This is a genomic window from Pseudomonas sp. BS3782 TE3695 (assembly GCF_050435305.1).
GTDB lineage: Bacteria > Pseudomonadota > Gammaproteobacteria > Pseudomonadales > Pseudomonadaceae > Aquipseudomonas.
This window is the reverse complement of sequence record NZ_JBNDKB010000001.1, coordinates 4085043-4110868: the sequence shown is the minus strand read 5'-3', so window position 1 is coordinate 4110868 and position 25826 is coordinate 4085043. Positions and strand designations below refer to the sequence as shown.

Genomic DNA, 25826 nt, shown 5'->3' with positions numbered 1-25826 from the left:
CAAACGCAGCCATAGCCTTAAGAACGTGAATTCTGGAATCCGGCGATGGCGCAGATCTTCAGCCGCTCGGCCGATACCTGGCTGCGCCTGGGGCTGTTGGTGCTGTTCGTCGGTCTCACGGGAGGTTTGCTTGTGGCATTGGCCCTGGACCGCTCCGACTACCGAACCGGCCGTAACTGGGTGGTCGAACAGCCGCTGCCGTTCAGTCACGCCCACCATGTCGGCGAGCTGAAAATCGATTGCCGTTATTGCCACAGTTCCGTGGAATCTTCCGCGATGGCCAGTCTGCCGCCCACCGAAACCTGCATGACGTGCCACTCGCAAATCTGGAAAAACGCCGACCTGCTCGAACCCTTGCGCAAAAGCCTGCGCGAATCACAGCCGTTGCATTGGCAGCGAGTGGTCAAACTGCCGGACTACGTGTACTTCCATCACGGCGTGCACGTGAAGGCGGGCGTGGGCTGCAGCGAATGCCACGGCGCAGTGGATCGCATGCAGCTGATGTTCAAGGCCGAATCGCTGAGCATGGGCCAGTGCCTGGCCTGCCACCGCGATCCGGCGCCGCGCCCTGCGGGGGAGCGACGAATCGACCCCCGAGGCCTGAGCGATTGCGGGATTTGTCATCGATGAGCGCCTCCTCGCCGGACTTCGCCGCATGGCGCGAGCAGCTCGCCGGGCTCAAAGGCGCCGCGTACTGGCGCGGCCTTGAAGCGCTGGCCGCGACGCCTGAGGCGCAGGCGCTGATTGAGGCAGAATTTCCCGGTACCGCACCCTTGTTGAACCGCCGACATTTTCTGCAACTGATGGCGGCGTCCCTGGCCATGGCAGGCCTGGCCGCGTGTGGCAAACCCCCTGAGCAAGCCGTGCCGGCGATCAGACAAGCCACGCAACTGACACCTGGCATTGCGAGCTGGTATGCCACGGCCATGCCGTTTTGTGGCATCGCCCAACCCGTGCTGGGCAAAACCCTCGGCGGACGCCCGATCAAACTTGAAGGCAATCCGCAGCACCCGATGTCCGGTGGTGCGTGCGATGCCTTTACCCAGGCCGCAATCCTGCAACTCTACGACCCGGACCGCTCCCAAGCGCCCCGCTTCAAGGGCCGGGAAACCAGTTGGGACGAAGTGCGTGGTGCGCTGGCTCGACAACGGTTGACGCTGGACACCACGCGAGGCAAAGGCCTGCATATCGTTTGCGCAGCCAGCAGTTCCCCAACCCTTGGGCGGCAACTCGAAGCGCTGCGTCGGCGTTGGCCCGAGGCGCAGCTGTATCACGCCGAACCGTTCGCCGAGACTCAGGCATTGCGCATCAGCGAACGAGTATTCGGCCAGCCGCTGGATGCCCGACGTTACCTGGAACACACCGAGGTGCTGGTTTGCCTGGAAGACGATCCGCTGGGCAGCGGTCCGCACCAGACGCTGTTGCAACGCGGCTGGGCGGAACGTCGACGGCAAGCGGCGCAAGGGCACGGTGCGGCGTTGTCGTTTGTCGCCGAAAGCATTCCGACGCTGACCGGGGCTGCTGCCACGCGACGGTTGCCGATTGCCCCTTCGCGACAGCCTGATCTGGTGCTGGCGCTGAGCCGCGCGTTGGGCGACAACGTGGCCGATCAGCCGCGCCTGAGTGCGCGACAGCTCGACTGGGTCGACGAAGCCGCCACGGCGCTCAAGGCTCATCCCGGCCGTGGCCTGATCTGCGTGAGCAAGCAAGCGGCAGGTGATGTGCAGGCGCAGGTGATGCGGCTCAACCAGCGGCTGGGTGCCCACGGTCGGACGCTGGACTGGCAGACGCCGACGTTGTTGGGTTATGAACGTGGACAGTTCTGGGCGTCGCTGGAGCAACTGAGTCAGCAATTGGCTGGTGGCAACGTCAGCCAATTGTGGCTGCTCGATTGCAACCCGTTGCTGACCTCGGCACCGGATCTGGGGCTGGAAGGGTTGCTGCAAAAAGTACCGTTGCGCCTGCATGCCGGGCTTTACTACGACGAGAGCGCCGCACATTGCCATTGGCATTTGCCGCTCAATCATGCGCTTGACGGCTGGAGCGATAGCCGGGCGGCGGATGGCAGCGCGTGCATTGTGCAACCGCTGATCGAGCCGCTGTACTCGACCCGAACCCTGCATCAAATCATCGAACTGCTGCTGACCGCCGCCGACAGCGACGCCCTGGATCCGGTGCGAATCACCTGGTCCCATGTTCCGCAAAGTCAGTGGCGTCAGGCCTTGGCCGATGGCTGGATCGAAACCTCTGCGCCAGCGGTGCAAGTCCCTGAAGCGGCGACATGGGTGCTGAACCTGATCGATATCGATGGCCTCGAAGCCGTGGTGCGTCCGGACCCTTGCGTATGGGACGGGCGTTTCGCCAATCTGGGCTGGTTGCAGGAGTTGCCCAAACCCATCAGCACCCTGACCTGGAGCAACGTGGTCGGACTGTCGCCACGGTTGGCAGAACAGGTGGGCGTGGGCAATGGCGATGGCGTCGAAGTGGCGCTTCCAGGGCAATTATTGCGCGGCGCGGCGTGGATCGAGCCGGGACAGGCCGATCAGGTGATTGCCCTGTACACCGGTTACGGGCGCAGCCATGCCGGGCGGGTCGGCAACGGGTTGGGTTATGCGGTACGGCCGATCCAGTCCTCGTCGGTGAGTGCCTCGGTACGCTCCAGTGGCGAGCGCCATACCCTGGCCGTGACCCAGACCCATCATCAATTACCGAGCGATGAAGCGCCGCCGATTCGCGTGGTGCAGCGCCAGGCGCCGCAATTGCCGGCGCAGCAGATTCCGGCCTCGCTCTATAGCCCGGTCGTTGACAGCGGCCCGCAGTGGGGCATGGTCATCGACCTAGACTTGTGTACTGGCTGCAATGCCTGCGTCACGGCGTGTCAGGCGGAAAACAACATCGCCGTGGTCGGTGCCGAGCAGGTGGCCAAAGGGCGCAACATGCACTGGCTGCGCATCGATCATTACTACCAGGGATCACTGGATGCGCCACGCTCGCGCTTCCAGCCATTGCCGTGCATGCACTGCGAACAGGCGCCGTGCGAAACCGGTTGCCCGGTGAATGCCACGGTACACAGCCGCGACGGCTTGAATCAGATGGTCTACAACCGCTGCATCGGCACCCGCACCTGCGCCTCGTATTGTCCGTACAAAGTACGGCGCTTCAACTGGCTGGACTGGAACGCCGACACCGCGCCCTCGATTCAGGCCCAGCGCAACCCCGACGTCACCGTGCGCGCCCGGGGCGTGATGGAAAAATGCACCTACTGCATTCAGCGCATCAGCGCCGCGCGCATCGAGGACAAACAGCAGGGCACCGACTTCGACACCACAAAAGTCGTCACCGCTTGCCAGCAAACCTGTCCGAGCCAGGCGATCCGCTTTGGTGACATCGCCGACGCCACCAGCGCGGTCAGCCATGCCCGCAAGGATCCACGTCATTACCGCTTGCTCGAAGCCCTCGGCACACGCCCTCGTACCACTTACCTGGCACGGATCGAGGAGGGGGGTGACGGCGATGAGGCCTGAACCGCTGCTGCACGATAGCGGGCATTTTCTGCCACGGGACCTCAGCGATCAGCAAGTGTCACGGCAGGTGTTCGGCCCCTTGCAGCAGTTTCCCCGGCGGGTGGCGTGGCGCTGGATGTTCGCAATTGCCATCACGCTGTTGCTGATGTATCTGGCTTCGGCCGCGGTACTGCTGGCCAACGGCGTGGGCATGTGGGGCAACAATCAGCCGGTGCACTGGGGCTTGGGTGTTCTCAACTACATCTGGTGGCTGGGCATCGGCCATGCCGGCACCTTTATCTCGGCTTTGCTGTTGCTGATCGAGCGGCCGTGGCGGCACACCCTCAATCGCCTGGCGGAGTTGATGACACTGATGGCGGTGATCTGCGCCGCGCTGTATCCGATCCTGCACCTGGGGCGGCCCTGGCTGTTTTACTGGATCCTGCCGTACCCCAATGAAATGGGCCTGTGGCCACAATTCAAGAGCCCGACGGCCTGGGACATGTTTGCGATCCTTTCGTACCTGACGGTGTCGCTGCTGTTTCTGCTGGTGGGAGCCATTCCTGATTTCGCCACGGCGCGAGATCGTGCCCAAGGTTCGCTGAGGCAAACGCTGTATGGCCTGATGGCGCTGGGTTGGCGCGGTTCGCAGCAGCATTGGGCGTTGTGGCGACGTACCATCCGGGTGCTGGCGATGCTGGCGATCCCGTTGGTGTTTGCCGTGTCCAGCGGCTATTCGTTCCTGCTGACCATGGGCCCGCAAAGCGGTTGGCATTCGACGCTGTTCCCGCCGTACTTTGTGGCCGGTGCGGTGTTTTCCGGTTTTGCCTTGGTGACGTTGCTCGCCATTGGCGTGCGCTGGTTGCTGCACATCGAAGCACTGATTACCTTGCGTCATCTGGACATGCTCGGACGCCTGCTGCTGGCCACCGGTTGGCTCACCGCCTATGGCTATCTGATGGATCTATTCATGCCGTTTTACAGCGGCGATTCCCATGAGATCGAAGTTCTGCTGACACGCCTGAGCGGCCCTCATGCCTGGAGTTTCTGGTTGGCCATGGTCTGCAACGTCGGCGTACTCCAGGCGTTGTGGTGGCGTTCGGTGCGTCAGCGTCCGGGCGTTTTGGCGGCGGTGGCGCTGGCGGTATTGGTGGGCATGTGGGCCGAGCGCTTCATGCTGGTGGTCCCGCCGCAGACCCGCGATTTTCTGGTCTCGACCTGGGGCGGCTACACCCCGACGCTTTGGGACTGGACACTGTTCATCGGCAGTTTCGGTGTGTTTCTGCTGCCCTACAGCCTGTTTTTGCGCTACGTGCCCATGGTCTCGGCGTTCGAGGTCAAGCAGGCGCTGCATCAGGAGCGCGGCGATGACTGAATCCGTAGGATTGCTGGCTGAATTCGATGCACCGCAAACGCTGGTTGAAGCCAGCCTGCACGCCTGGGCCATCGGCTACCGACAGCTCGATGCGTTCGCGCCGTTTCCGCTCGAGGCGCTGCAACCGCTGTTGAAACCCAAGGCTTCCAGGGTATCGGGCATGGCCTGCATCGGCGGATTGCTCGGCATCGGCCTGGCGCTGCTTATGCAGATCGGCTCGGTGTGGAGCTATCCGCTGAACGTCGGCGGCCGGCCGTTGATTGCCTTGCCGTTGCTGATGATGGTGACCTTTCTGTTCGCCGTGGTCGGGTCGGCGATGGCTGCGGTACTTACGCTGCTGATCAGCAGCCGCCTGCCACGTTTGCATCACCCGTTGTTTGGCGCAGAGGGTTTCGAACGGGCCAGTGACGATGGGTTTTTCCTGTTTATCGACGCCGGCGATCCATTGTTCGACGCGCAGGCTACTCGAGCCTGGCTGGCTGAGCGGGCGATCAGCGTGCACGAGGTGCAGCCATGAAGGTCTGGCCGTGGGCGCTGATAGTCGTTGTGCTGGGCAGCGGCTGCGATGACATGTCGCGTCAGGCGAAAATTGCGCAACAACGCCCCGGCGCCTTGTTCGAAAACGGCCTGAGTAGCCGACAACCTCCCGTCGGTACCGTCGCCCGAGGGCAACTGGAGCGTGAAGCGATTGTGCAGCAGCGTCCACCATTGACCGCTGCGTTGCTTGCCCGTGGCGAAGCGAGTTACCAGACGTTCTGTACTCCATGCCATGGCCTGAGCGGGCGAGGCAATGGTCTGGTGGTGAGCCGGGGTTTCCCGGCACCGCCGCCGTTGACCGAACCGCGATTGCTCGATGCCTCCGATGCTCAACTGATGCAGGTCATCGCTCAGGGCAAAGGCCTGATGTACGGCTATGAATCACGCATCCTGCCGGCGGAACGCTGGGCCATCGTTGCTCATGTGCGCTTGTTGCAGTTAAGCCAGCACGCGCCTCTGGAGCGTCTGCCAGCCGAGCTGCGTCAGGCGTTCGAGGAGAGTAACTGATGAGGCGGTTAGCGGGAACATTCGCCATTGGCGCCGTCGGCGTCATGCTGCTCGGGGTTTGGCAGCCGGCCTGGGTAGGCGCCGGGGCGTTGGCGGCCGCGGTCAACGGCAGCAACATTGTGTGGGGTTGCCTGCTGCTGGCGCTACTGACGCCCTTGATCAGTGGCCGCTGGCAAATGCTGCTGGCGCCGGGCAGCCGACTGGGGAGCAGCGCGGTGCTGCTGATTGTGCCGATGCTGGTGCCGGTGTTGCTCACCATGAACTGGCTGTATCCGTGGTTCCACCTCGACACGCCAGGGTTTCGCGGGCTGTGGCTGTCGCCGTGGTTTTTTGTGCTGCGCACGCTGCTTTACGCCGGGCTTGCGCTGGCTCTGCTGTGCTGGTCGCAGCGTCCGGATGCTGAACGCAGTGGTCCGGGGCTGATCCTGTATGGGCTGGTGGTCAGCCTGGCGGCGGTCGACTGGTTGATGTCATTGCAGTCGGGATTTGTGTCCAGCCTGTTCGGTGTGTTGCTGATCGCCCGGCAGTTGCTCGATGGCCTGGCGTTTGCCGGCCTCTGCGTGCTGTGTTGGAACCTTGTGCCGCTGCCGGCCCCACAGCGTCAGGTGCTGCGTGGATTGCTGATCGGTGCCTTGGCGTTCTGGGCCTACGTGCATTTCATGCAGTACCTGATTATCTGGTCGGTGAATCTTCAAGACGAAACCCAGTGGTATCGCGTACGCCAGGCAGGTGTCTGGGGCGCGCTCAGCGGGTTGCTGATGGCCGGGCAGGTGACGTGCCTGCTGGCGTTGGCCTCGCCTTGGGGCGCTCGGTCACAGGTTCTGATTTGGGGTTGCTCGGCGATTCTGCTGCTGGGCGGTGTCGAGTCGATCTGGATGAGCTTGCCGTCGATATTCCCCGACGTCGAAATCGGAGCCGGTCTGATGGCCGTGCTCTGCCAAGGGATTTACGGTCTTGGCCTGTGGGCATGGTGGCGTTGGCAATGGCAACGGAGGCGCCATGAAGTCTGAAAAACCGCTCGGCTACGAACCCGACACGGTCGACAGTGACACCGTCTGGAGCCTGGTGGCGCTGTTTCTGGCGGCGGTGCTGTTGTGCCTCACCGGCGTGGCCTGGTGGCTGATCAGCTATCAACATCGCGCAGAATCGCGGCAGCCACCCTTGAGCGCTCTGGAGCGTGAGCGGCTGCTGCCACCGGCCCCGCGCTTGCAATCCCAGCCTCGACAGGAGGGTGAACGCCAGCTTGCCGCCGAGCGTATTCACCTCGACAGCTTCGGCTGGGTCGACCGCGAGCGGCGCATCGTGCACCTGCCGCTGGAACACGCACGGCAAGTGCTGTTGGAGCAGGGTTGGCCAGCACCCGAGGACACCTCGCATGAACCGTGAACGGGTTTCGCTGGCGTTGGCGTTGCTATGGCTGATCACCGTTCAATACAGTGCCGCGCAAACGTTCGACCCGTTTTCCTCCGCCCCAATCGACACGGCCCAGGTCGGCCAGCGTTTGGCGCTGGATGCAAAATTTACCGATCAGCGCGGCCATTCGGTACGCCTCGGCGATTTGCTGGGCGGTCGGCCAACGCTGCTGGTGCCTTTGTATTACCGCTGCCCGAACGTCTGTGGCGCGGCGCTCTCGACCCTGTTCAGCCAATTGGCTATTCAGCCTTACCGCTTGGGCCGGGATTTTCAGGTGATTGCGTTCAGTTTCGATCCGCGGGAAGACAGCCATGCCGCCCGCGAAGAGCTCGCCAGATTGAGTCATCGTTGGCCGTCGCTGGCGGCTGAGCCAGCCTTGCATTTGCTGACCGGCGACGCCGGTGCGAGTCAGGCCCTGGCCCATTCACTGGGCTTCAGTTATCGCTTCGATGAGCAACAGCAACAATACGCGCATAGCTCGGCGGTGGCGGTGTTGACCGGCGATGGACGCCTGTCGCGCTGGCTCTATGGCCTCGGATATCAGGCCAGCGATGTGCGTCTGGCATTGACCGAAGCGGGGCAGGGCAAACTGGGCGCATTCAAGGAGCAGCTTCTGCTGCTGTGTTACCACTACGACCCGCAGAGCGGCACCTACAGCAGTCGGATCATCTTTTTGCTGCAAGTGGCGGGACTGGTGACGGTATCGGTATTGGGACTGTTCATTGTTCTGGCGGTGCGCCGCGATCGACAGGGGCAGCCATGAACGAACACTTCCTGCGCTTGTGGCCCGTGCAGGGCTCGGACTACGCCGCCTCGGTCGATTGGCTGGTGATCGGCTTCACCGGGATGATGGCGTTGTTTGTGGTGCCCGTGTTTGTCGCGCTATGGGTGTTTATCTGGCGCTATCGACGTGGGCGCGAGGCGAATCGGGATCATCGGGCGCAGAGCAATCTGCCGATCGAACTGGCCTGGATCATCTTGCCGTTCATTGGCTCGCTGGTGATTTTTCTGTTCTCGGCACGGCTGTTCTTTTTTGCGCGCACGCCTCCCGCCGATGCCCTGGAAATCCAGGTCACGGCGCGGCAATGGATGTGGAAGTTTCAGCATCAGGGCGGGCAGCGTGAGATCAACACCTTGCACGTCCCGGCAAGGCGCCCGGTGAGGCTGACGATGATTTCCGAAGACGTGATCCACAGCCTGTTTTTCCCCAGTTTGCGGATCAAGCAAGACGTGTTGCCGCAGCGTTACAGCATGCTCTGGTTCCAGGCCGAACACAGCGGCACCTATCAGGTGTATTGCGCCGAATACTGCGGCACCGACCATGCGGCGATGCTCGCCCGGCTGGTGGTGCTCGATCCGGGTGACTATCAGCAATGGCTGCAGAACAACGGCAGCGTCGCCGACCTGATCAGCCAAGGCGAGACCTTGTACCGCCAATACGGCTGCGGCAGTTGCCACGATTCCGGCAACGCGCCGTCCTTGGCCGGCGTATTCAATCGAACGGTGCGCCTGGCTGACGGCAGCCAGATCGTGGCGGACGACGTCTACCTGCGCGACAGCATTGTGTTGCCACAAAAACACCTGGTGACCGGTTACCTGCCGATCATGCCGACCTACAGCAACCTGTTGGACGAAGAGGCCGTGCAGCGCCTGGTGGCTTACCTGCGTTCTTTACCGACCACAGCTTCCGGGGAGCCGAAATGAGCGCTCCCGGCTATCTGCATCAACAAGGTTTGCTTTCGTGGTTTCTGACCCGCGATCACAAGCGCATCGCGGTGCTGTACATGGTCACGGTGACCTTCTTCTTTTTTGCCGGCGGGTTGGCCGCGACCCTGATCCGTCTCGAACTGGTCACCCCGCAAGGCGATCTGCTGACCGCCGACGGCTATAACCGAGCGTTTACCCTGCACGGGGTGATCATGGTCTGGTTCTTCCTGATTCCGTCGATCCCCAGCGTGTTCGGCAACTTCCTCGTGCCGATCATGATCGGAGCCCGGGACATGGCCTTTCCACGCCTGAATCTGTTCAGCTGGTACCTGCTGCTCGGCGGTGGCTTGTTCACATTGCTGGCGCTGCTGCTCGGCGGGGTCGACACCGGCTGGACGTTCTACACGCCGCTGTCGACGATGTTCAGCAACGGCCACGTGGTGGCAGTGATCTGCGGTGTGTTCATCGCCGGGTTTTCCTCGATCTTCACCGGCATCAACATCATCGCCACCGTGCACACGTTGCGCGCGCCGGGCATGACCTGGATGCGTCTGCCGTTGTTCATCTGGGCGATCTACGCCACCTCGATCATTCTGGTATTGGCGACGCCGGTGCTGGCGATCACCTTGTTACTGTTGCTCGCCGAGCACGTGTTCAACATTGGCGTATTCGACCCGCGCCTGGGCGGTGATCCGTTGCTGTTCCAGCACCTGTTCTGGTTCTACAGCCATCCGGCGGTGTACATCATGATCCTGCCCGCGATGGGTGTGGTCAGCGAACTGATCACGGCGGCGGGGCACAAGCGCATCTTCGGTTATCGTTTTGTCGCCGGGTCCAGCGTGGCGATCGCGATCATCGGTTTTCTGGTCTGGGGTCATCATATGTTTGTCGCCGGGCAGTCGATGTATGCCAGCCTGGTGTTTTCGCTGCTGAGTTTCATGGTGTCGATTCCGTCGGCGATCAAGGCCTACAACTGGAGCGCGACCCTGTACAAAAGCGACCTGACTTTGCATGCGCCTTTTCTGTTTGCCCTGACCTTTATCGGGCTGTTCATTATCGGGGGGGTGACCGGCTTGTTCCTGGCATTGCTCGCCGCCGACCTGCATGCCCATGACACGTATTTTGTGGTCGCGCATTTCCACTTCATCATGGTCGGTGCGGCGGTGGCCGGCTACTTTGGTGCGTTGCATTTCTGGTGGCCGAAAATCACCGGACGCCTGTATTCGCAGCTGTGGGGCAAGATCACCGCGGTGCTGGTTTTTTGCGGCTTCAACCTGACGTTCTTTCCGCAATTCCTGCTCGGGTATCTGGGCATGCCCCGGCGTTATCACAGCTATGACCCGGATTTTCAGTTCCTCAACGTCCTGTCATCGGCCGGGGCCTCGATTCTGGCGCTGGCCTACGTGTTGCCGTTCTTTTATCTGCTGGGCTCCTTGCGCTGGGGCGAGCGGGCGCCAATGAATCCCTGGGAGGCGGCGGGCCTGGAGTGGCGCGTGCCGTCACCACCGCCGTCGCACAATTTCGAGGTGCCGGTGACGGTGGATTTCGAAGCCTATGATTATTCTCCCGAGGCGCGCCGTGATCCGGTCTGACGAGAGGCCAGCCGAGCCCTTCGTGGCCTGGGCGCAGCAGCGTGAGGCCGCGAGGCTGGGCATGTGGCTGTTCTTGGCCACCGAAGTGATGATGTTCGGCAGCCTGATTCTGGTGGCATGGATTTACCAGCTGCAGCACCCCGACGGTGTGGCGCAAGCGGTGGCGGTTTTGCACTGGCAACTGGCAGCGGCCAACACCTTCATGTTGTTGACCAGCAGTTTGCTGATGACCCTGGCGCTGGCGGCTCGCACGTCGCGGTATGCGCGGCGTCTGCGCCGCTGCTTGCTGGGGGCGACTCTGTCGGGGGTACTGTTTCTGATGTGCAAAGGCGTCGAATACGGTCTTGAATACCGCGAAGGACTGCTGCCAGGATTCGCCGTCGACTCACCGCTGCATCTACCGTCCGCGCGTCTGTTCATGAACCTGTATTTCATCGCCACGGCGCTGCACGCCATGCACGTACTGGTGGCGGTCGGTTTGGGGCTGTGGCTTTACGTACGACTCGCGCCAGACAAGCTGCTGAATCGTGGGACACGCACACGTCTGGAAATGGTCACCCTGTACTGGCATCTGGTGGACGGGATCTGGATTCTGCTATTTCCAACCCTCTACCTGGCAGGGCGCTGAGAATGAGCACGGCGAACGCGTTGAAAGTCTACGTCGGCTTGCTCCTGCTTCTGGCAGCAGAAGTGTTGACCGCACTGTTGTGGCCGCGCAACAGCAGCCTGATCATGCTCGCCGCTGCCGGGCAATTTTTGCTGCTGCTGATATTTTACCTGGGCCTTTATCGCCATCAGGGTTGGGTGCGGCTGTTTGGTTGGCTGTATCTGCTGTGGTTGCTGATGATGATGCTGTTCATCCTCGGTGAGGCAGCGACCCGTTGAGGTCGGATTTTGTCATTCATTTCCCGGCCGAAACCTGCGGCGGATGGGCTGAGTGGTCAACTGCAAAGAGATGGGCAGGGTATTGCTCCATGATCAATCGCAAGTGTTCGATAGCTTCCAGGTATTTAAGATCGGCCTGGCGTCTTTTCCTTTGATACTGGGTGAACTTTTCCGCGTCCATGTTGGGCTGATCGAGAAGATCAAGGGCGGCATGGCTCAAGTGATAGGCGTCGCTGAACAGTTGTTGGTTACGTTCAAGCGCCAGATTCAGGCAGGCTATCGCTTGATCGGAAGTCATCGTACCGTTCATTGTTGCGACCTCTTTTATGGGGATTCCTGGAGTTGGAGTAATGCCTGGCGCCGGTGAAAAACGGTGGGAGCCTTTCAAGAAAAACGGTCGACGACTATCTGCCGCGACGCCACACCTTGAGGTAATCCACGCTGAAGGTGGAGGGCAGGTCGGCGTCATCGACTACGCCGAACCACTGCCACATGGCCTCGCTGTCAAAGAGGATATACATGGGGAAGAACCAGTGGGTGTTCTTTGCCTCGCGCACCAGTACGCCGTCGACGTACCAACGCAATGTGTCGGGCTGCCAGTCAAAACCGTAGACATGGAAGTCACTGGCCAGCCGCCATGGGCTGACCCAACTGCTGCCATCGCTCAAATGTTCGGTACTGTGCGGCGTAGCCCAAACGTGGGCATTCATGTTGTAGCGACGGTCGAAGGTGCCATTTTTGGTTTTGCCACCGATTTCGAAAATGTCGATTTCCGTGGCATTGTCGGCAAGCCCCGTAAACGCGAGCCAGAAGGCGCTGGAGCCGGCCGAGTCCATCGGTTTGGCGCGGGCTTCGTAGTAGCCGTAAAAACTGCGCTCAATCGTTCGCACCATCGCCGAGCTGTAATCTTCAAAGCCGAGTTTTACGTACTTTTGCGGCAAGGTTTGCTTGCGGAAAACGATGTTCAGATGGCCATCGCTCAGGTAAGCGTTGTCTGGCATGAACAGCGCCGGTTTGCGCCCGAGCGAGTCGGTGCCCGTGGCGTTGTTGACGTGCCAGCGGCTGGGGGCAAGGGTCGCGCCATCGAAATCGTCTGAGAATTGTGTGTCCAGCCTCCATTGGCCGGCATTGCCCTGATCGGACAGCGGCAGTCCGGTGTTGGTCCGTTCCGGTATCGTTCCCAGCGGGCCGACGCGGGTCCAGGAATTGGCAGCCTTGGGAAGGGCGACGGACCATTTGTCCGCCAGGTACTTAAATACACGCTGCCGTTCTTCCAGGGAGGCGAGGTGCCGGTCGTACATCAGTATTTCGGCGATGTCGCCGCGCAAATGTTCGACGCTGCCGACTACGTTGCGCCCCACCGCGTACGGGCCGATGGGCACGTCGTTGAGTTCCAGGACGAAGAGGGCCGGATCGTAGGCGGTGCGCTGTTGCACGCTGATCGCGAAGTTCGGTGGCACGTTGTCGTTATCGGCGATTATCGGGCGCGAACTGAACAGTCGCTGCCAGGTCTCGCCGCCGCTTTGCTCGTTTAGCCTGCGTGACACGATCAATAGGGTTACCGGGCCTTTTGCCGTACGAATGGCCTTGCCAAGGAAGGCTGAAGTACCACTCAAGCGCACCACCGGATGGCCATTCATGGCGTCCTCTACACGCTGCGGCAGTGCGGCGTCTGCGCCATTGTCTACGGTAACGTCATTGGCTTCGCCGGACTTGTCGTGCCACCGCAGGAGGTGGTTCTGGGTATCGAGGGTCATCGTCGACGCGTCGGTGGCGTCGAGCCACAGCACCAGGCCGTTGCCCTGCGGCGGGGGAGTGCCTCCCAAGGCGTTGCAAACGACCGATAGCAAGGCCACCCAAACAATGAACCTGCTCATATCCATTGCTTCAACGCAGCCGATTCCGCCAATCCGGGTGGGGAGCGGTACCCATGCGGATTACACAATTGCCATCGCCAAGTGTCGATGATCATTTGCATCAGGTCGCGCTGTGCGTACCAGCCTAGCTCACGCCCGGCCTTGGTGGGGTCGGCCCAGCATTCGGCGATATCGCCATCGCGGCGCGGTGCGAACCGGAAGGGGATGGTAATACCGGTAATGTTCTCGAAGCTGTGGATGATCTGCAGCACGCTATGGCCAATGCCTGTTCCCAGGTTCCAGACGTGGATGCCGTTTGTGTTCTGCAACGCCCGCAACGCTTTGAGATGGCCATCGGCAACGTCGAGCACATGGACGTAATCGCGCACGCACGTTCCGTCGACAGTGGGATAGTCGTTGCCGTACACCATGAGTTCGGGCATTTGCCTCATCGCGACCCGTGTCAGGCAAGGCAGCAGGTTGTTGGGCCTGCCATTGGGGTTTTCTCCGATCAGCCCGCTTGCGTGAGCACCAATCGGGTTGAAGTAGCGCAACACCGCAATGCTCCATTGTGGGTCGGACAGGCACAGGTCGGTGAGCAACTCTTCGATCAGCAGCTTGGTGCGGCCGTAGGGATTGATCGGTTTGCCTGCGCCCAGGTCTTCGATGAGCGGTATCTGCCGGGGGGCGCCATACACGGTGGCCGACGAGCTGAACACCAGTTTGAAGACCTCAAACCGGGCCATCGCATGGCAGAGGTTGAGCGTGCCGATCACATTGTTGGCGTAATAATCCAGCGGCTTGTGAACGCTTTCCTCGACGGATTTGAGGCCGGCAAAATGCATCACGGCATCGATGTCGTAGCGGCTGAAAATATCGTCGAGCAGGTGGCTATCGCGAATATCGCCTTCAATGAAGTCGATTCGCTTGCCCGTCAGATACTCCAGGCGCGTGAGCGATTCGCGGCAGCTGTTACACAGGTTATCGAGGACCAGCACCTGTCGACCGGCGTCAATCAGGGTCAGGGTGGTATGGGAGCCGATGTAGCCGGCCCCGCCGGTAATCAACGTGGTTTTGTGCATGATGAGGCGTTCCTGTCACAAGGAAATTGCACGAGTCAGGAGAATGTGTCCGGGAAGGGAAAAGGTTGTCGGGTGCGTTCACTCAGCGGGTGGTGAAAACCGATTTGAATTCTTGCGGCCAGCGCGGATGCATCACGCTATACGCCACGGCATAACTCAGCGCGCCAACCACGATGCTGTAGATCAGGTGCAAGTAGCCCTGAACACCCAGGCGGGGAGAAACCATCAGGACGATCGCTGCCATGACGAACGAAGCAATCACGCTGCGATAGTTGGTTTCGAAAAATCGCCGCCAGCCATAGCCGATTGCACTGTTCAAGCCGCGGATTTGCAGTGGCGTGATGATCGCCATCCGGACCAGCAGGGCGAGGGCGGCGGCCATGCCGCCATAGAGGCTGCCGAAGCCATAGACCAGCGCCAGTGCCAATACGGTGGTTGCCACTTCGGCCTTGATGGTCAGGTGGCTGCAATTGACCGCGACCAGTGCGGTCGTGGCGTACATGGCGGTATTACCGATGGCTGCCGTGACCGCAAGCACTTGCAGCAGCACAATAGCGTCGGTCCATTTGGCGCCGAAGATCAACAGAATCAACTCGTGCGCCGTGAGTGCGATGCCGATGAACAGGGGCGTCAGCAGGAAGCAGCTGACGGCGGTCGAATCGCTGATGATCGCGCGCAACCGCGATGGATCGGCGCTGCGTCGGGCAAACACCGGCAGCGCATAGCTGATCAGGCCGTGATAGATCGCCGTGCGCGGCAGATCGATGATGCGCATCGCCATGTTGAACATGCCAACCGCGTTGGTGCCGGCCGTCATGCCCAGGATGACGGTGACCCCGCGCTGTAGCGTTTGCGAACTCAGCGCATTGACCGCAACCGGTGCGCCGGCCCTCAACAGTTCGCGCAACAGCGGGCCGTCAATGTAAAAGGCAATGCGGCGCGGGTCTGCGCGCATCAATACGATAATGGACACGAACTCCATGATCAGCGCCTGAGCAATGACCGCCCAGGCGCCCAATCCCCAGAGCGCGACAGCGATGCCGCCCACGCCACCACACACCTTGCCCAGCAGCGTACGCGACGCCAGCATCTTGAAGTTGCCGCTACGGCGCATTTGCGCCACATAGACCCGCGCCATCATGGTGAACAGGATCTTTACCGAGGCCACCGCCGTCATCCATTGCAGCATCGGGTCAGGCGTGTACAGCATCGCCGCGCCCGAGATGACGACGATGGACGCCAGGCTGACGAGTACCGACGCCCAGAAGGCTGTGGCGATGTGTTTGTCTTCCAGCCGCTCGAGTCGTACCAGCGGGTCTTCCAGAACCGAGGAATACATCATGCCGATCAACTCGACGATGGCAATGATGACCGTGCCCACACCCAACTCTGTGGGCGAGAGCAGCCTGGCATACGCGACAAAGGTAATCATCGACAGGAAAATCAGGCCGAATTTCTCGGTGAAAATCCAGATCAATTTAACCAGACGGTGATTGGCCATGGCGGATACCGGCTCAATGAGCGGTGGTTGACGCAGCTGCCTTGCGCAATGACTGGAGGCATGCATAGAGCAAGCGCAAGGTCGGTTTGCCGTTCCTGAAGATCAGCGTTTGCCAGGAATATTCCAGCATTCGCCGGTACACATCGATCACCTGGGCATGCTCGCCTCTGCGGGAAAACAGTTCGAGAAAGTCGGAGTGGGCGCCCAGCGCGAAATCGATCCGTTGCTGCTTGCTCAACCGCGGGCCAAATTGGTCGAGGAACGCTTCGATGAACCTGATTTTGGACGGGTAGTACCTTGTCGGTTGCGCGGTCATGTTGCCGCTGTTGACCATGCGCTGCAGCAGCACCTCTGGCACCGTGTGAACCTCCCAGTGTTCGGCGATCCGGGTCCACATGAAGCGGTCTTCGGAGTAACGCAGGCTGGGATTGAAGCCGCCGAGTTGCATGATCACGTCACGTCTGGCCATCGCGGAGGACACGCCATTGAGAACGTTGGCGCGGATGAAATCGTCGAAATGCCTGCCGTTTTTTTGCCGGTTTTCCAGTATTCGCGTTCCGTCGCTGTAGTCGTTGTGCACGTAGCAATCTATCAGCGCCACCGGCCGTCCCTGACGACTCAGTTCCTCAAACAGTGCCAGTTGTCGCTCCAGCTTTTGCGGATACCATCGGTCATCGGCATCGAGAAACGCCACATAGGTCTCTTCAGTGTGCTGCAGTCCGTGGTTGCGGGCGCTGGCCTGGCCTTCGTTGGCTTGATGCAACAGCGTCAGGCGAAACGGCGCCGCGAAGTCCTTGACGCGTTGTGGCCCATCATCGGTGGAACCATCGTCGATGACGATGACGTGATCGGGCAGTCGGGTTTGCCCGGCCACGGACGCCAGTGTTTGCTCGATGCTGTCGGCGCCGTTGTACATCGCGATCACGACGCATACCGTAGGGCGTGAAGAGGGGGCTTGGTCTGGCATGGTTATTTCTCCTTCTGTTACGCATTGGCTGAGTCGCGTGGTAATGCCTTGCCAGGCGGACGCTGACCCAGGGTTGGTCGTGACCACTCGGGGTATGTCGCGTGATGATGCCGCAAGGACAGGGCGAGGACGCAGAACACCAGAAACTCTGCAGAGCGGTAGTTGGGAACGACATACGCCACATAGTTGGTGAGCATGAACGCTGCGATGATCACCATTGCGCTGGCGTGAAACCGCGCCGACTGATCCGCTACCACGGCCCGGTAGTGTTTGATCAACGCCTCGATCAGCATCAGCACCAGCGCTGTCAGCTGGATGACACCGCCGTTGAGCAAGGTCTCTATGTAGCCGCTGTGGGCATTGCCGATGTAACCCCAGCGGTTGATGAATGTCTCGGCGCCCGGGCTGGACCAGAAAGCGCCGAAGCCGTAACCCTTGAGGAATTCGGCGTCGATCAGCGGTGTGAGCAACTCCCAGATCAGCGTGCGGTCGGTGAGTGATGCGTCACGCCCCATCAGTTCCAGCAGCAGGGTGTAATTGCCGTATAGAAACAGGCAGATCAGCACATAGATGAATGTGGTAGCGAGGAATGCTGTCAGTGAGCGGTTGATGTGCAAGCGGATCAGCGTGAGGAAGTACCAATAGCTCACGGTGCCGGCAATAATCAGTGCGATTGCCGTGGCAGATTGGGCCAGCGCAATCGCGATCAGTGAGAATAACGAGTAGACGATGGCCCAAGGATTGCGCTGACGGATCATCGGCAGCAGTAACAGAATGGCGATCGCGTTGATCCGGGCCGCGGCATTTTTTTCCGGGAAAATCCCCTTGAACGCACCGTCACGAATGCCGCCATCAATGAAAACGATGTCGGGCCTTATCAGCGCGAATATCAAACCGAACAGCGCTATTGCGCCGATGGTGCAGCCGAGCATGAAAGCAATTTTCTCGAGGCTGTAGTTGTAGGCAATGAAACCGGCAAAGAACACCACGCTGATCAGCGCCACAAACCGTTTGAAACTCAACATCGGGTCGTAGGACCAACTGATCGATACGGCCAGGCTAAGCATGAATATCAGCAGGAAGGCGTTGTTCCTGTAAAAGCTTTTGCTGATGAAGACCTTGTTGCGGATGAAGAAGAACAACGGAACCAGCAGGGTGATCAGGCCGCAGATCTGGTTGACCACGTTGCCTTCGAGGTCTTTTTCGGCGGCACCCAGATTCGATGTATCGGTCAACCCGAAAAAAAATCCGATGACCTGGGTATAGAACAGCACGCCGAACAATGTGAAAGCGTCGCGCAGGGTGGTGTACCTGACTTCCAGTTTGTTCATCACGATTGGCTCCCTAGGGGGCGTTCTCAATGAGTTTCCCCGCCGCGTTGTCGTGTTAGAACGGCATGGGTATCTACATAGCTCTTGGGCTTTTGTAGGAGCGAGGCTTGCCCGCGAAGGCTGTATGCCAGGCGGTTTGTTTTTTTGATGGTGTACATATCCATTGCTGCGGTAACGGCCACTTATGGTTTCGTTTTTACAACGAGTCACTTTGGAAAAGCCCCAAAGTAACCAAAGGGCTTCTGCCCCGCCATTCGGTGCCTCGCCTAGGCTCGGCATGCCCTCACTCCGGCATTGCTCCGGGGGCCCGCCGCCATCGGCCATCCATGGCCGGGGGCGGCTACCGCGGCATCCTTGCCGCGGTGCCCCCTACGCAACGCCTGCGTTCGGCCTCTGGGAAGGGGGCGGCAGATCCAAAGCCAAGGCCAAAGCAACAGCAGAAGCAGAAGCCAACATCAAAAGATCGCAGCCTCGCTTCGCTCGACAGCTCCTACAGTCAGGCCGAGCGTTAGCTCGCCTGCAGCTTTTGATCTTGATGCACCGCCCCCTCGAGAGGCCGAGTGGAGGTTCTGCGCAGTGGGCAACCCGGCATGGATGCCGGGTTAGCCGCGCACGGCCATGGATGGCCGATCGCGGCGGGCCCACGGAGCGGGACCGGAGCGAGAGCATGCCGAGCCTGGGCGAGGCACCGAACGAAAGGGGCAGAAGCGCTTTGGTTACTTTGGCGCTTTTCCAAAGTGACCCGCTGTAAGAGCGGAACCAATAGCCGCTATGACCGCAGCAACGGATATGTACCCCCTCAAAATCGGCCTTCCCCTGCACAGCACCAGCCCCGGCGCGGAACTAGTTCAAAACGCCCCCTAGCAAGGCATCGAGATAGGTCTTGGCCGCGCAGGCACTCACGAAACGGGCAGCGGCATCGATGCGCGCCTGGCGGTTTGCATCACGCGGCAATGTCAGTTCCACGGTGATCGCCCGGGCCAGTGCGTCAGGGTCGTCGACCGCCACCAGCGGGGCGATCGCGCCATTGTCGAGAATTTCTTGCGGGCCATAGGGGCAGCGGGTCGATACCACCGGAGTGCCCGTGGACAGGGCCTCGACCAGCGCGTTGGGACTGCCCTCGAAACGCGACGACAGCACAAAGCAATCGGCCGCTGCCACCTCGGCCAATGGATCGTTGGTATAGCCCGGCAGATCGAAGCGGTCGGCCACGCCCAGGGTGACGGCCTGCTCGAGCAATTCGGCTCTGAGCGCGCCTTCGCCGAAGATGATCAATCGAACAGTGGGATCGGCTAATCGGGCAAAGGCATCGAGCAATACGTCAAAGCCTTTTTGCTGTGCCAGACGACCTACGGCGACAATCACCGGGGCGGTTTTTTTCGACAGCCAGCGATGGTTTGGACGTCCCGGCGCCTTGTCGCGAAAATCGTTGTCGAGCACCGGGTTGTCAGCGATGGTGACATCCTGCGGACGCGTGATGGTGGTGTCGACCAGGTCCTGAGCAACACCGCGCGAGACGCAAATCACCGGATTGGGAATGAGCCGATACAGCAGCGGTGCCAACAGATAGGCGATACGCACCATCAATGCCGGATTGACGTGCCTGTCATGGGAAAACGCGTTGCGTTCGCTGACATGCAGGCACGCCAGCGTACCTGACAGCGCAGCCGCGGCGATGGCTACGACATTGACATGGGTGAGGGCGGCCAGTTGTGCGTCAAAGCGATTGTGACGAAGAAAGCGTGCCAGCGCCGGAACGGCTCTGGCGCTGCGCGCACTATGCAACTGCACCTGTTTGACCCGGGGGTCGAGGTATGCCGAGTTCACACCTGTGCCGGTGAGCATCAACAAGGTCACGTCATTGCCTGCCTCAGTCAGCGCACCGGCAAGCCGCGCCATCATTTTTTCGGCGCCGCCGCCATTCAAGTCCTGCAGAATAATCAGCAGCCTTTTCATTGATTCCAAACCTGGTAGTACGCTTGCGCGGCGTGTTGACTGGTGTACTGCCGAACGGCTTCAGCGGCCATTTCCCCGCGTGGCGTCGCCTGGCTGTGCGAGAGCAGGCTGCGCAACATCCCTTCGGCCAGCGCCGGTACATCATTGACCTTGACCAGCTCGCCAAGGCGGCCGTTATCAAGCAGTTCCCGGGGCCCGGTTTCACAGTCGCAGGCCAACACCGGGGTGCCCAACGCCAGGGCTTCGATCAGCACGGTCGGCAAGCCCTCATGAAACGAACTCAGAATCAGCAGTCTCGCCTGCCTGATAAACGGGTAGGGATTGCTCAGGAAACCGGTGAAATGCACACGGTCCTCGATGCCCAGGCGGCTGGCCTGTGAAATCAGCGCGGCGTGTTGCGGGCCATCGCCGATGATCACCAGATCCGGCAGCGCAGCACGGCGCAAGGCCAGGGCATAGGCATCGAGCAGCAGGTGGAAACCTTTCGGTTCTATCAGCCGTCCCACTGCCAGCCAAAACTGCGCAGGCAAACCGGTGAACATGGGCGTCTGGGCGGCGCTGAGCAGCTGTTCAGTCACCACGGCATTGGGGCAATAACGAATGCGTTCGCGACCCCAGGGCACCAGGTCAGAGAGGGACTGGCGCAAGCCGTTGGAAACCGTCACTACCTGGCCGTTGCCGCAGAGGTACAACGCATAGAGCAGGCGCAGGGTGGCGGGGCTGATTTTTTGTTCACCGCAATCCAGTGCTGCATGACGGCTATAGATGACCTTGCAGGGGCTACCCAAGGTGGCAAACCAGGTGCAGAGGTTGGCTTGTTCTTTGGCGGCGATGAGGTGAGTCACTTGTTCGCGACGAATAATGCGGCGCAGCAACACGATGGACTTGAGCAGACCGACGATTCCATTGCCGCCGCCATTGAGCGTGGCCGTTCCTTCATCGTCTGGCGTGTCGCCATTCATGACGAAATAACTGACACGCTGACCATCTTTCAGAAACTGTCTGGCCAGGCGTTGCTGGACACGCTCGAGGCCACCATCGGGCTTGAAGTCCTTGAGGGTGAACAGGATATGCATGGTCGCGGCTCGGTACTGGAATGTTCAGGGATAAGTGATATTGATGATCACTTTTCGCCGGATGATCATCACCAACAGATGAACAAAATTGGTCGGGTAATCGATCAGGTAACGTTTGATGGTGTGCGGTTCGCGGTACATCCGATAGAACGCGCGCAGATGCAGGCGGTTGATCAGTTCAGGGTAATAATCATGCGTCGCCGTGGCTTCCTGGCGAATGAAACCGCCACAGGTGAATGCCACACCGTTGAAACCGGCACGCAGGGCATCCTGCTCGAACTGCTCCTGAAGCCCGGCGCCCAGGCCAACGATCAGGATGTTCGCTTCACTGCGGCAGATGTCTGCCAGGATGCACGGGGCCTGCGCTGCATCGAAATAGCCATTGTGATGCCCGGCAATCATCAGCGCCGGATAGCGAGCCCTGATCTTATCGAGGAACAGGTCCAGTTCGGCTTGCCGGGCACCGACAAAGTAGAGGCGCTTGCCGTTTTTCTCGGCATAACTGAACACAGAATCGGCGATGGACGTGAAGTCAAAGCTGACCCGGCCGATCGTGCGCCCGGTGATGCGCGACATGAAGGTCGACATCAGCATGCCGTCGCAAAAATAGGCGATGGACGTCGGGGGGCGATCGAGCAGACCGCCGACGGACGCAAAATTGATGAAGGAAAATGCCTTGTTGGCGTCCAGCAGATTGGGTGCGTAATGCCCGATTAATTCCAGGTCGATCATTGACTGAGCCCCAGGGTCACCGACCCTATCAATAGATGTCTTTTGAGAACAACGTAAAAGGCGTCTTGACCAGAATCTTGATGTCCAGCCACAGCGACCACTGATTGATGTAGTTGAGGTCCTGGGCGACGCGTTGCTGCATTTTTTCCAGCGTCTGGGTTTCACCTCGATGCCCGGTGATCTGGGCCAGTCCGGTGATGCCTGGCTTGAGGCGATGACGGGCCATGTAGGCGCGGACTTTGCCGGTGTAGTAAATGTTGTGGGTAACGGCGTGCGGTCGCGGGCCGACCAGGGCCATTTCGCCGAAGAGCACGTTGAACAGTTGCGGTAGTTCATCAATGGAACTACGGCGCAAAAACCGCCCAAGCGGGGTGATGCGCTCATCATCGCGGGTGGCCTGACGCACTTCACTGTCGTCATGCACACGCATCGTCCGGAACTTCCAGACCTTGATCACCTCAGCGTTGCAGCCGTAGCGATTTTGTTTGAACAGCACCGGGCCGGGGGAAGACAGCTTCACGGCGGCCGCCACGATCAGCAGCAAGGGGCTGAGCACGATAATGCCCATGGCCGCCAGGCTACGTTCGAACAGTTCTTTGCAGAGCAGGCTGCCGGGGTGCGAACTGATCAGGCTTTCATTGAGGTAGATGGCGGGCATTCGCTCTATTTCCGAGATCGAATGATTGAGCAGCACCATGCTGCCGAAATCCGGGATCCAGACCACGTCGACATTCACGTCCAGAAGATCGATGTAGAGCGCCTCGATGATGGCGGCTTGGGCCATCGGCAAAACGATATAGACGCGGCGTACGTGCAGGCGGGTGATGATTTCGCGAACTTCGTCGATACGTCCCAGCAGCGGCAGAACGCTCGGGGCCGGGCCGGTATGGTCGGCGGTTGCGATAAAACCCAGCAGCGGTACGCGATTGCGTCTGGACAGTTTTCTGGCCAGCGTATGTGCGGTCGGACAGGTCCCGATGATCACCGCGCGGCGCTCATTGCAGAGCTTTTGCGAATACAGTCGGGCCAGGTAATGCAGGGGCAAAAAGCTCGCCGCCTGGATCAGGTAACCCAATACGGCCCAGACAATGATCACCTGACGGGAGAAAATCACGCTGGTCTGGGTGACGAAAGCAATGCTGATCAGCACGGCCAGCAAGATCATCCAGGCCGCCAGCAGCCGAGCGAGCCCTGACAACCATTCATGGCGTTTGTGGTAAACCTGCATGACGCTGTAGATCGGCACCGAACCGAGCACGGTGAGAATCATCAGCACACGGTATTCACTGGTCAGGCTGCCAACGCGCCAATACACCAGCAACATCAGTAGCAGGTTGACCAGCGTGAGCGCGCACAGCCATTGGCCCCAGAAGGTCAGACCTCGGCGGCGCGTCATTTGAGCGGTGTAAAGAGATGTCATCGGCGTAACCTCCGGGCATGGGTTGGACATCGGCGGCAATTGCACGCCCTCGTTCCCGCACGCTGGTATAGCTCGACTGGGATGAAGCAGTTTTCAGTAGATGTTTGAAAGGGACTACGGGTGAGGCAGGCGCAAGGTTCTACCTGGGCAAGTAGTCATAGTTCTGGAACGTATCGGAATGGCTGTAGCCTTGTTTGCGGGCCTTGCTCAGATCAACCTGGTTAAGTACCACACCGAACACCGGCGCATGGCACTGCTGCAGGTTCGCAAGGCACTTCTGTACCTCGCTGACAGGCGTGCTTTCGGCCTTGATCACGTAGATTACCGCGTCCGAGTGCTTGGCCAGCAACAGCGCATCGCTGACCATTTGTGCCGGCGGGGAATCGATGATGATGCGTTGATACCGCGACTTCAGCGCCTCAAGCATCGGGGCCAGGCGCGTCGAACCGAGCAGATCCAGCGGTGGTGGCGACAGTTTTCCGGCCGGCAGCATGTCGAGGTTGCCGACAGAACGGATACAGTCCTCCAGCCGCGCAGTACCCGCCAGCACGTTGGCCAATCCCGGGCTGTCTGCCGGGAAATCGAAGTTGAGCGAAAGGCTGGGTCTGCGCATATCGGCGTCGATCAACAGGACACGCTCCAGCTTGGCCAGTGAGTAGGCCAGGTTGTTGGCGACGGTGCTTTTGCCTTCCTCGGCCATGGTCGAGGCCACAAGTACCACCTGTGACGGCATGTCGCCGCCGTGCAGCATCAACCAGGTGCGCAGGTTGCGAATGGTCTCGCAAAAGCGCGGATGGTCGTTGTCATCGAACAGTCGCGCGAGTTGCCGGCGGCTTCTCCTCGTGACCAGCGGCACGACGCTGAGAAGGGGAACGTCAAGCGTGCTTTCAATGGCTTCGTCGCTCGTGAAGGTTCTGTTCAGGGTTTCGGACAACAATGCCAGCGCTACCCCGATCAGCGCAGCCACGACAGCGACAATCGCCAGAATCAGCTTTTTACGTGGCTTGCTGGGTTCCAGAGGAACAATTGCAGGGTCGACGATGCGCGCCTTGGTGGAGTCCATGTCTGAGGTGGCCGCGGTTTCTTTCAAACGGGTGATAAAGGTTTCATACAACGCGCGGCTGCTGTCGACTTCACGCTGGAACTCACGCAGTTGAAATTCCTTGCGCGAAATATCCTGTAGCTGCGCCTTGTTGCTGTTGAAGGATTTACGCAGTGAGTTTTCATTGGCTTGTGATAACTGATATTCACGTTCGATACCGGCAACCACTTGCTGGACCTGCAAGCGCAAACTGTCGGTAGCCGTCCGCAACTCGGCACGGGCGGCCGCAAGGGTCGGATGTTTTGGACCGTAGCGCCCGGACAGCTCCTCGACCTTGGCTTGGGCCTTGGCCCGCTGGGCCTGGAATTTCTGCACCAAAGGGTTACTCAAGACCGCCGGCACACTGGAAAGCTTGCTCAGGTTGCCGTTGCTCAGGGCCTGTACCTGGCGGTACTGGCTCTCGGCCTCTGCCAGATTACGACGGGCATCGATCATGCGATTTCCGGTCAATTCCAGTTCATTGGCGCTGATGGTGGCGACACCACCGACGTCGACCAGGCCTTGTGCTTCCCGGTAAGCCTGAAGTTTGTCTTCGGCGCTGCGCAGGTTGTTGCGCAACTCGATCAGGCGTGTGTTCATCCAGCTGGCGTTGGTCAACGACGACTTCAGGCTGTTATCGAGCTGGCTGTCGATGAAACCCTGGGCAATCGCATTGGCAGTAGCGGCCGCCAAACCAGGGTCGGGCAGCTCCACTTCTATTTTGATCAGCTGGCTCTTGCCGACGAATTTGACGCGGGTCCGCCGCATGAGGTTCTGTGTGACCTGATTGAACACCTCGGCCTCGGAGGGCACCACCTGCATCGGCGCCAAACGGCCCAGTACTGGCAGCCATTGACCAAGTTCAAGCGTTGCCAACCATTTGCGCGGCGCAAACCATGACTGCGGTTGCTGGCGTGGATCAGTCACCGGGTGCGTGGTCAGGTTCAGCTTTTTGACGGCGCGTTCAGCGAGATCGCGCGATTGCAGGAGCGCCAATTGCGTATGCAAATAATCGACGGTACCGGCGCTCGAGTCCGTGACTTGCTGAAAGGCCAACAACGGTGGCGTTTTCTCTTTGATCAGTAACGTGGTGCTGCCGATGTACTGCGAAGGAATGAACGACAGCGTAACCACCGCCAACACACAGCCAAACACTACCCACCAGCAGATTTTCCAATGGGCGCGCCAGATCACCCTCCAGTATTTGAGCAGGTCAATGGTGTCCTTTTCCTCGCTGTACTGCTGATATTGCGGCACATGCGGCTGGATCGGACGTTCGACATATACGCTAGGGCTGTTGTCCAT

23 protein-coding genes are annotated in these 25826 nt (G+C 60.1%); 12 read left to right on the top strand and 11 right to left on the bottom strand.

Features of this window, described 5'->3' with window-relative positions:
- Positions 1-45: 45 nt before the first annotated feature.
- The 12 genes from ABH909_RS18495 to ABH909_RS18440 are packed head-to-tail and all read left to right on the top strand — an operon-like array spanning position 46 to position 11519.
- On the top strand, positions 46-630 hold the full coding sequence (locus tag ABH909_RS18495; RefSeq protein WP_429435891.1) for a cytochrome c3 family protein: 585 nt from the start codon (positions 46-48) through the stop codon (positions 628-630).
- Positions 627-3524 (top strand): TAT-variant-translocated molybdopterin oxidoreductase, encoded by a 2898-nt coding sequence (locus tag ABH909_RS18490; protein ID WP_429435889.1) that lies wholly within the window; start codon positions 627-629, stop codon positions 3522-3524. Before ABH909_RS18495 ends, ABH909_RS18490 begins: the two co-directional genes overlap by 4 nt.
- A complete protein-coding gene (gene nrfD / locus ABH909_RS18485; protein ID WP_429435886.1) occupies positions 3514-4878 on the top strand; it encodes an NrfD/PsrC family molybdoenzyme membrane anchor subunit in 1365 nt (454 codons plus the stop codon). Before ABH909_RS18490 ends, nrfD begins: the two co-directional genes overlap by 11 nt.
- Positions 4871-5395 (top strand): DUF3341 domain-containing protein, encoded by a 525-nt coding sequence (locus ABH909_RS18480; RefSeq protein WP_429435884.1) that lies wholly within the window; start codon positions 4871-4873, stop codon positions 5393-5395. The genes nrfD and ABH909_RS18480 overlap by 8 nt, the downstream gene beginning before the upstream one ends.
- The gene (locus ABH909_RS18475; protein ID WP_429435882.1) at positions 5392-5922 is read left to right on the top strand and encodes a c-type cytochrome; all 531 of its coding nucleotides are present in this window, start codon (positions 5392-5394) and stop codon (positions 5920-5922) included. The genes ABH909_RS18480 and ABH909_RS18475 overlap by 4 nt, the downstream gene beginning before the upstream one ends.
- Positions 5922-6932 (top strand): hypothetical protein, encoded by a 1011-nt coding sequence (locus ABH909_RS18470; protein ID WP_429435880.1) that lies wholly within the window; start codon positions 5922-5924, stop codon positions 6930-6932. Before ABH909_RS18475 ends, ABH909_RS18470 begins: the two co-directional genes overlap by 1 nt.
- Positions 6922-7308, top strand: coding sequence for a hypothetical protein (locus tag ABH909_RS18465; protein WP_429435877.1), 387 nt, complete (start codon positions 6922-6924; stop codon positions 7306-7308). The genes ABH909_RS18470 and ABH909_RS18465 overlap by 11 nt, the downstream gene beginning before the upstream one ends.
- Positions 7298-8098: an SCO family protein gene (locus ABH909_RS18460; RefSeq protein WP_429435875.1), complete on the top strand. Its 801-nt coding sequence runs from the start codon at positions 7298-7300 to the stop codon at positions 8096-8098. Before ABH909_RS18465 ends, ABH909_RS18460 begins: the two co-directional genes overlap by 11 nt.
- Positions 8095-9039, top strand: a complete 945-nt coding sequence (gene coxB, locus ABH909_RS18455) for a cytochrome c oxidase subunit II (RefSeq protein WP_429435873.1) — start codon at positions 8095-8097, stop codon at positions 9037-9039. Before ABH909_RS18460 ends, coxB begins: the two co-directional genes overlap by 4 nt.
- Positions 9036-10634 carry a cytochrome c oxidase subunit I gene (locus tag ABH909_RS18450; RefSeq protein WP_429435871.1) on the top strand — a complete coding sequence of 533 codons (1599 nt, stop codon included), beginning with the start codon at positions 9036-9038 and terminating at the stop codon, positions 10632-10634. Before coxB ends, ABH909_RS18450 begins: the two co-directional genes overlap by 4 nt.
- Entirely contained in the window at positions 10597-11262 is a 666-nt protein-coding gene (locus ABH909_RS18445; protein ID WP_429435868.1) for a cytochrome c oxidase subunit 3, read from the top strand. The genes ABH909_RS18450 and ABH909_RS18445 overlap by 38 nt, the downstream gene beginning before the upstream one ends.
- A 2-nt stretch (positions 11263-11264) precedes the next feature.
- Entirely contained in the window at positions 11265-11519 is a 255-nt protein-coding gene (locus tag ABH909_RS18440) for a hypothetical protein (protein WP_429435865.1), read from the top strand.
- Between the two features lie 16 nt (positions 11520-11535).
- Here ABH909_RS18440 and ABH909_RS18435 read toward each other — a convergent pair whose 3' ends face one another.
- The 11 genes from ABH909_RS18435 to ABH909_RS18385 all read right to left on the bottom strand — a co-directional run bounded on the left by ABH909_RS18435 (position 11536) and on the right by ABH909_RS18385 (position 25826).
- A complete protein-coding gene (locus ABH909_RS18435; protein WP_429435862.1) occupies positions 11536-11829 on the bottom strand; it encodes a hypothetical protein in 294 nt (97 codons plus the stop codon).
- A 94-nt stretch (positions 11830-11923) separates the two neighbouring features.
- On the bottom strand, positions 11924-13396 hold the full coding sequence (locus ABH909_RS18430; protein WP_429435859.1) for a LamG domain-containing protein; glycoside hydrolase family 16 protein: 1473 nt from the start codon (positions 13394-13396) through the stop codon (positions 11924-11926).
- The gene (gene galE / locus ABH909_RS18425; protein ID WP_429435856.1) at positions 13393-14457 is read right to left on the bottom strand and encodes a UDP-glucose 4-epimerase GalE; all 1065 of its coding nucleotides are present in this window, start codon (positions 14455-14457) and stop codon (positions 13393-13395) included. Before galE ends, ABH909_RS18430 begins: the two co-directional genes overlap by 4 nt.
- Positions 14458-14539: 82 nt before the next feature.
- Positions 14540-15958 carry an oligosaccharide flippase family protein gene (locus ABH909_RS18420; RefSeq protein ID WP_429435853.1) on the bottom strand — a complete coding sequence of 473 codons (1419 nt, stop codon included), beginning with the start codon at positions 15956-15958 and terminating at the stop codon, positions 14540-14542.
- 13 nt (positions 15959-15971) lie between these two features.
- Positions 15972-16925, bottom strand: a complete 954-nt coding sequence (locus ABH909_RS18415; RefSeq protein ID WP_429435850.1) for a glycosyltransferase family 2 protein — start codon at positions 16923-16925, stop codon at positions 15972-15974.
- 17 nt (positions 16926-16942) lie between these two features.
- Entirely contained in the window at positions 16943-18256 is a 1314-nt protein-coding gene (locus ABH909_RS18410; RefSeq protein WP_429435847.1) for an O-antigen ligase family protein, read from the bottom strand.
- Positions 18257-19099: 843 nt separating this feature from the next.
- Positions 19100-20212 (bottom strand): glycosyltransferase, encoded by a 1113-nt coding sequence (locus ABH909_RS18405; protein WP_429435845.1) that lies wholly within the window; start codon positions 20210-20212, stop codon positions 19100-19102.
- Positions 20209-21288, bottom strand: a complete 1080-nt coding sequence (locus ABH909_RS18400) for a glycosyltransferase (RefSeq protein ID WP_429435842.1) — start codon at positions 21286-21288, stop codon at positions 20209-20211. Before ABH909_RS18400 ends, ABH909_RS18405 begins: the two co-directional genes overlap by 4 nt.
- A 24-nt stretch (positions 21289-21312) precedes the next feature.
- Positions 21313-22020, bottom strand: a complete 708-nt coding sequence (locus tag ABH909_RS18395) for a WecB/TagA/CpsF family glycosyltransferase (RefSeq protein WP_429435839.1) — start codon at positions 22018-22020, stop codon at positions 21313-21315.
- A 28-nt stretch (positions 22021-22048) separates the two neighbouring features.
- Positions 22049-23440 (bottom strand): undecaprenyl-phosphate glucose phosphotransferase, encoded by a 1392-nt coding sequence (locus tag ABH909_RS18390; RefSeq protein WP_429435837.1) that lies wholly within the window; start codon positions 23438-23440, stop codon positions 22049-22051.
- Positions 23441-23579: 139 nt separating this feature from the next.
- Entirely contained in the window at positions 23580-25826 is a 2247-nt protein-coding gene (locus tag ABH909_RS18385) for a GumC family protein (protein WP_429435835.1), read from the bottom strand.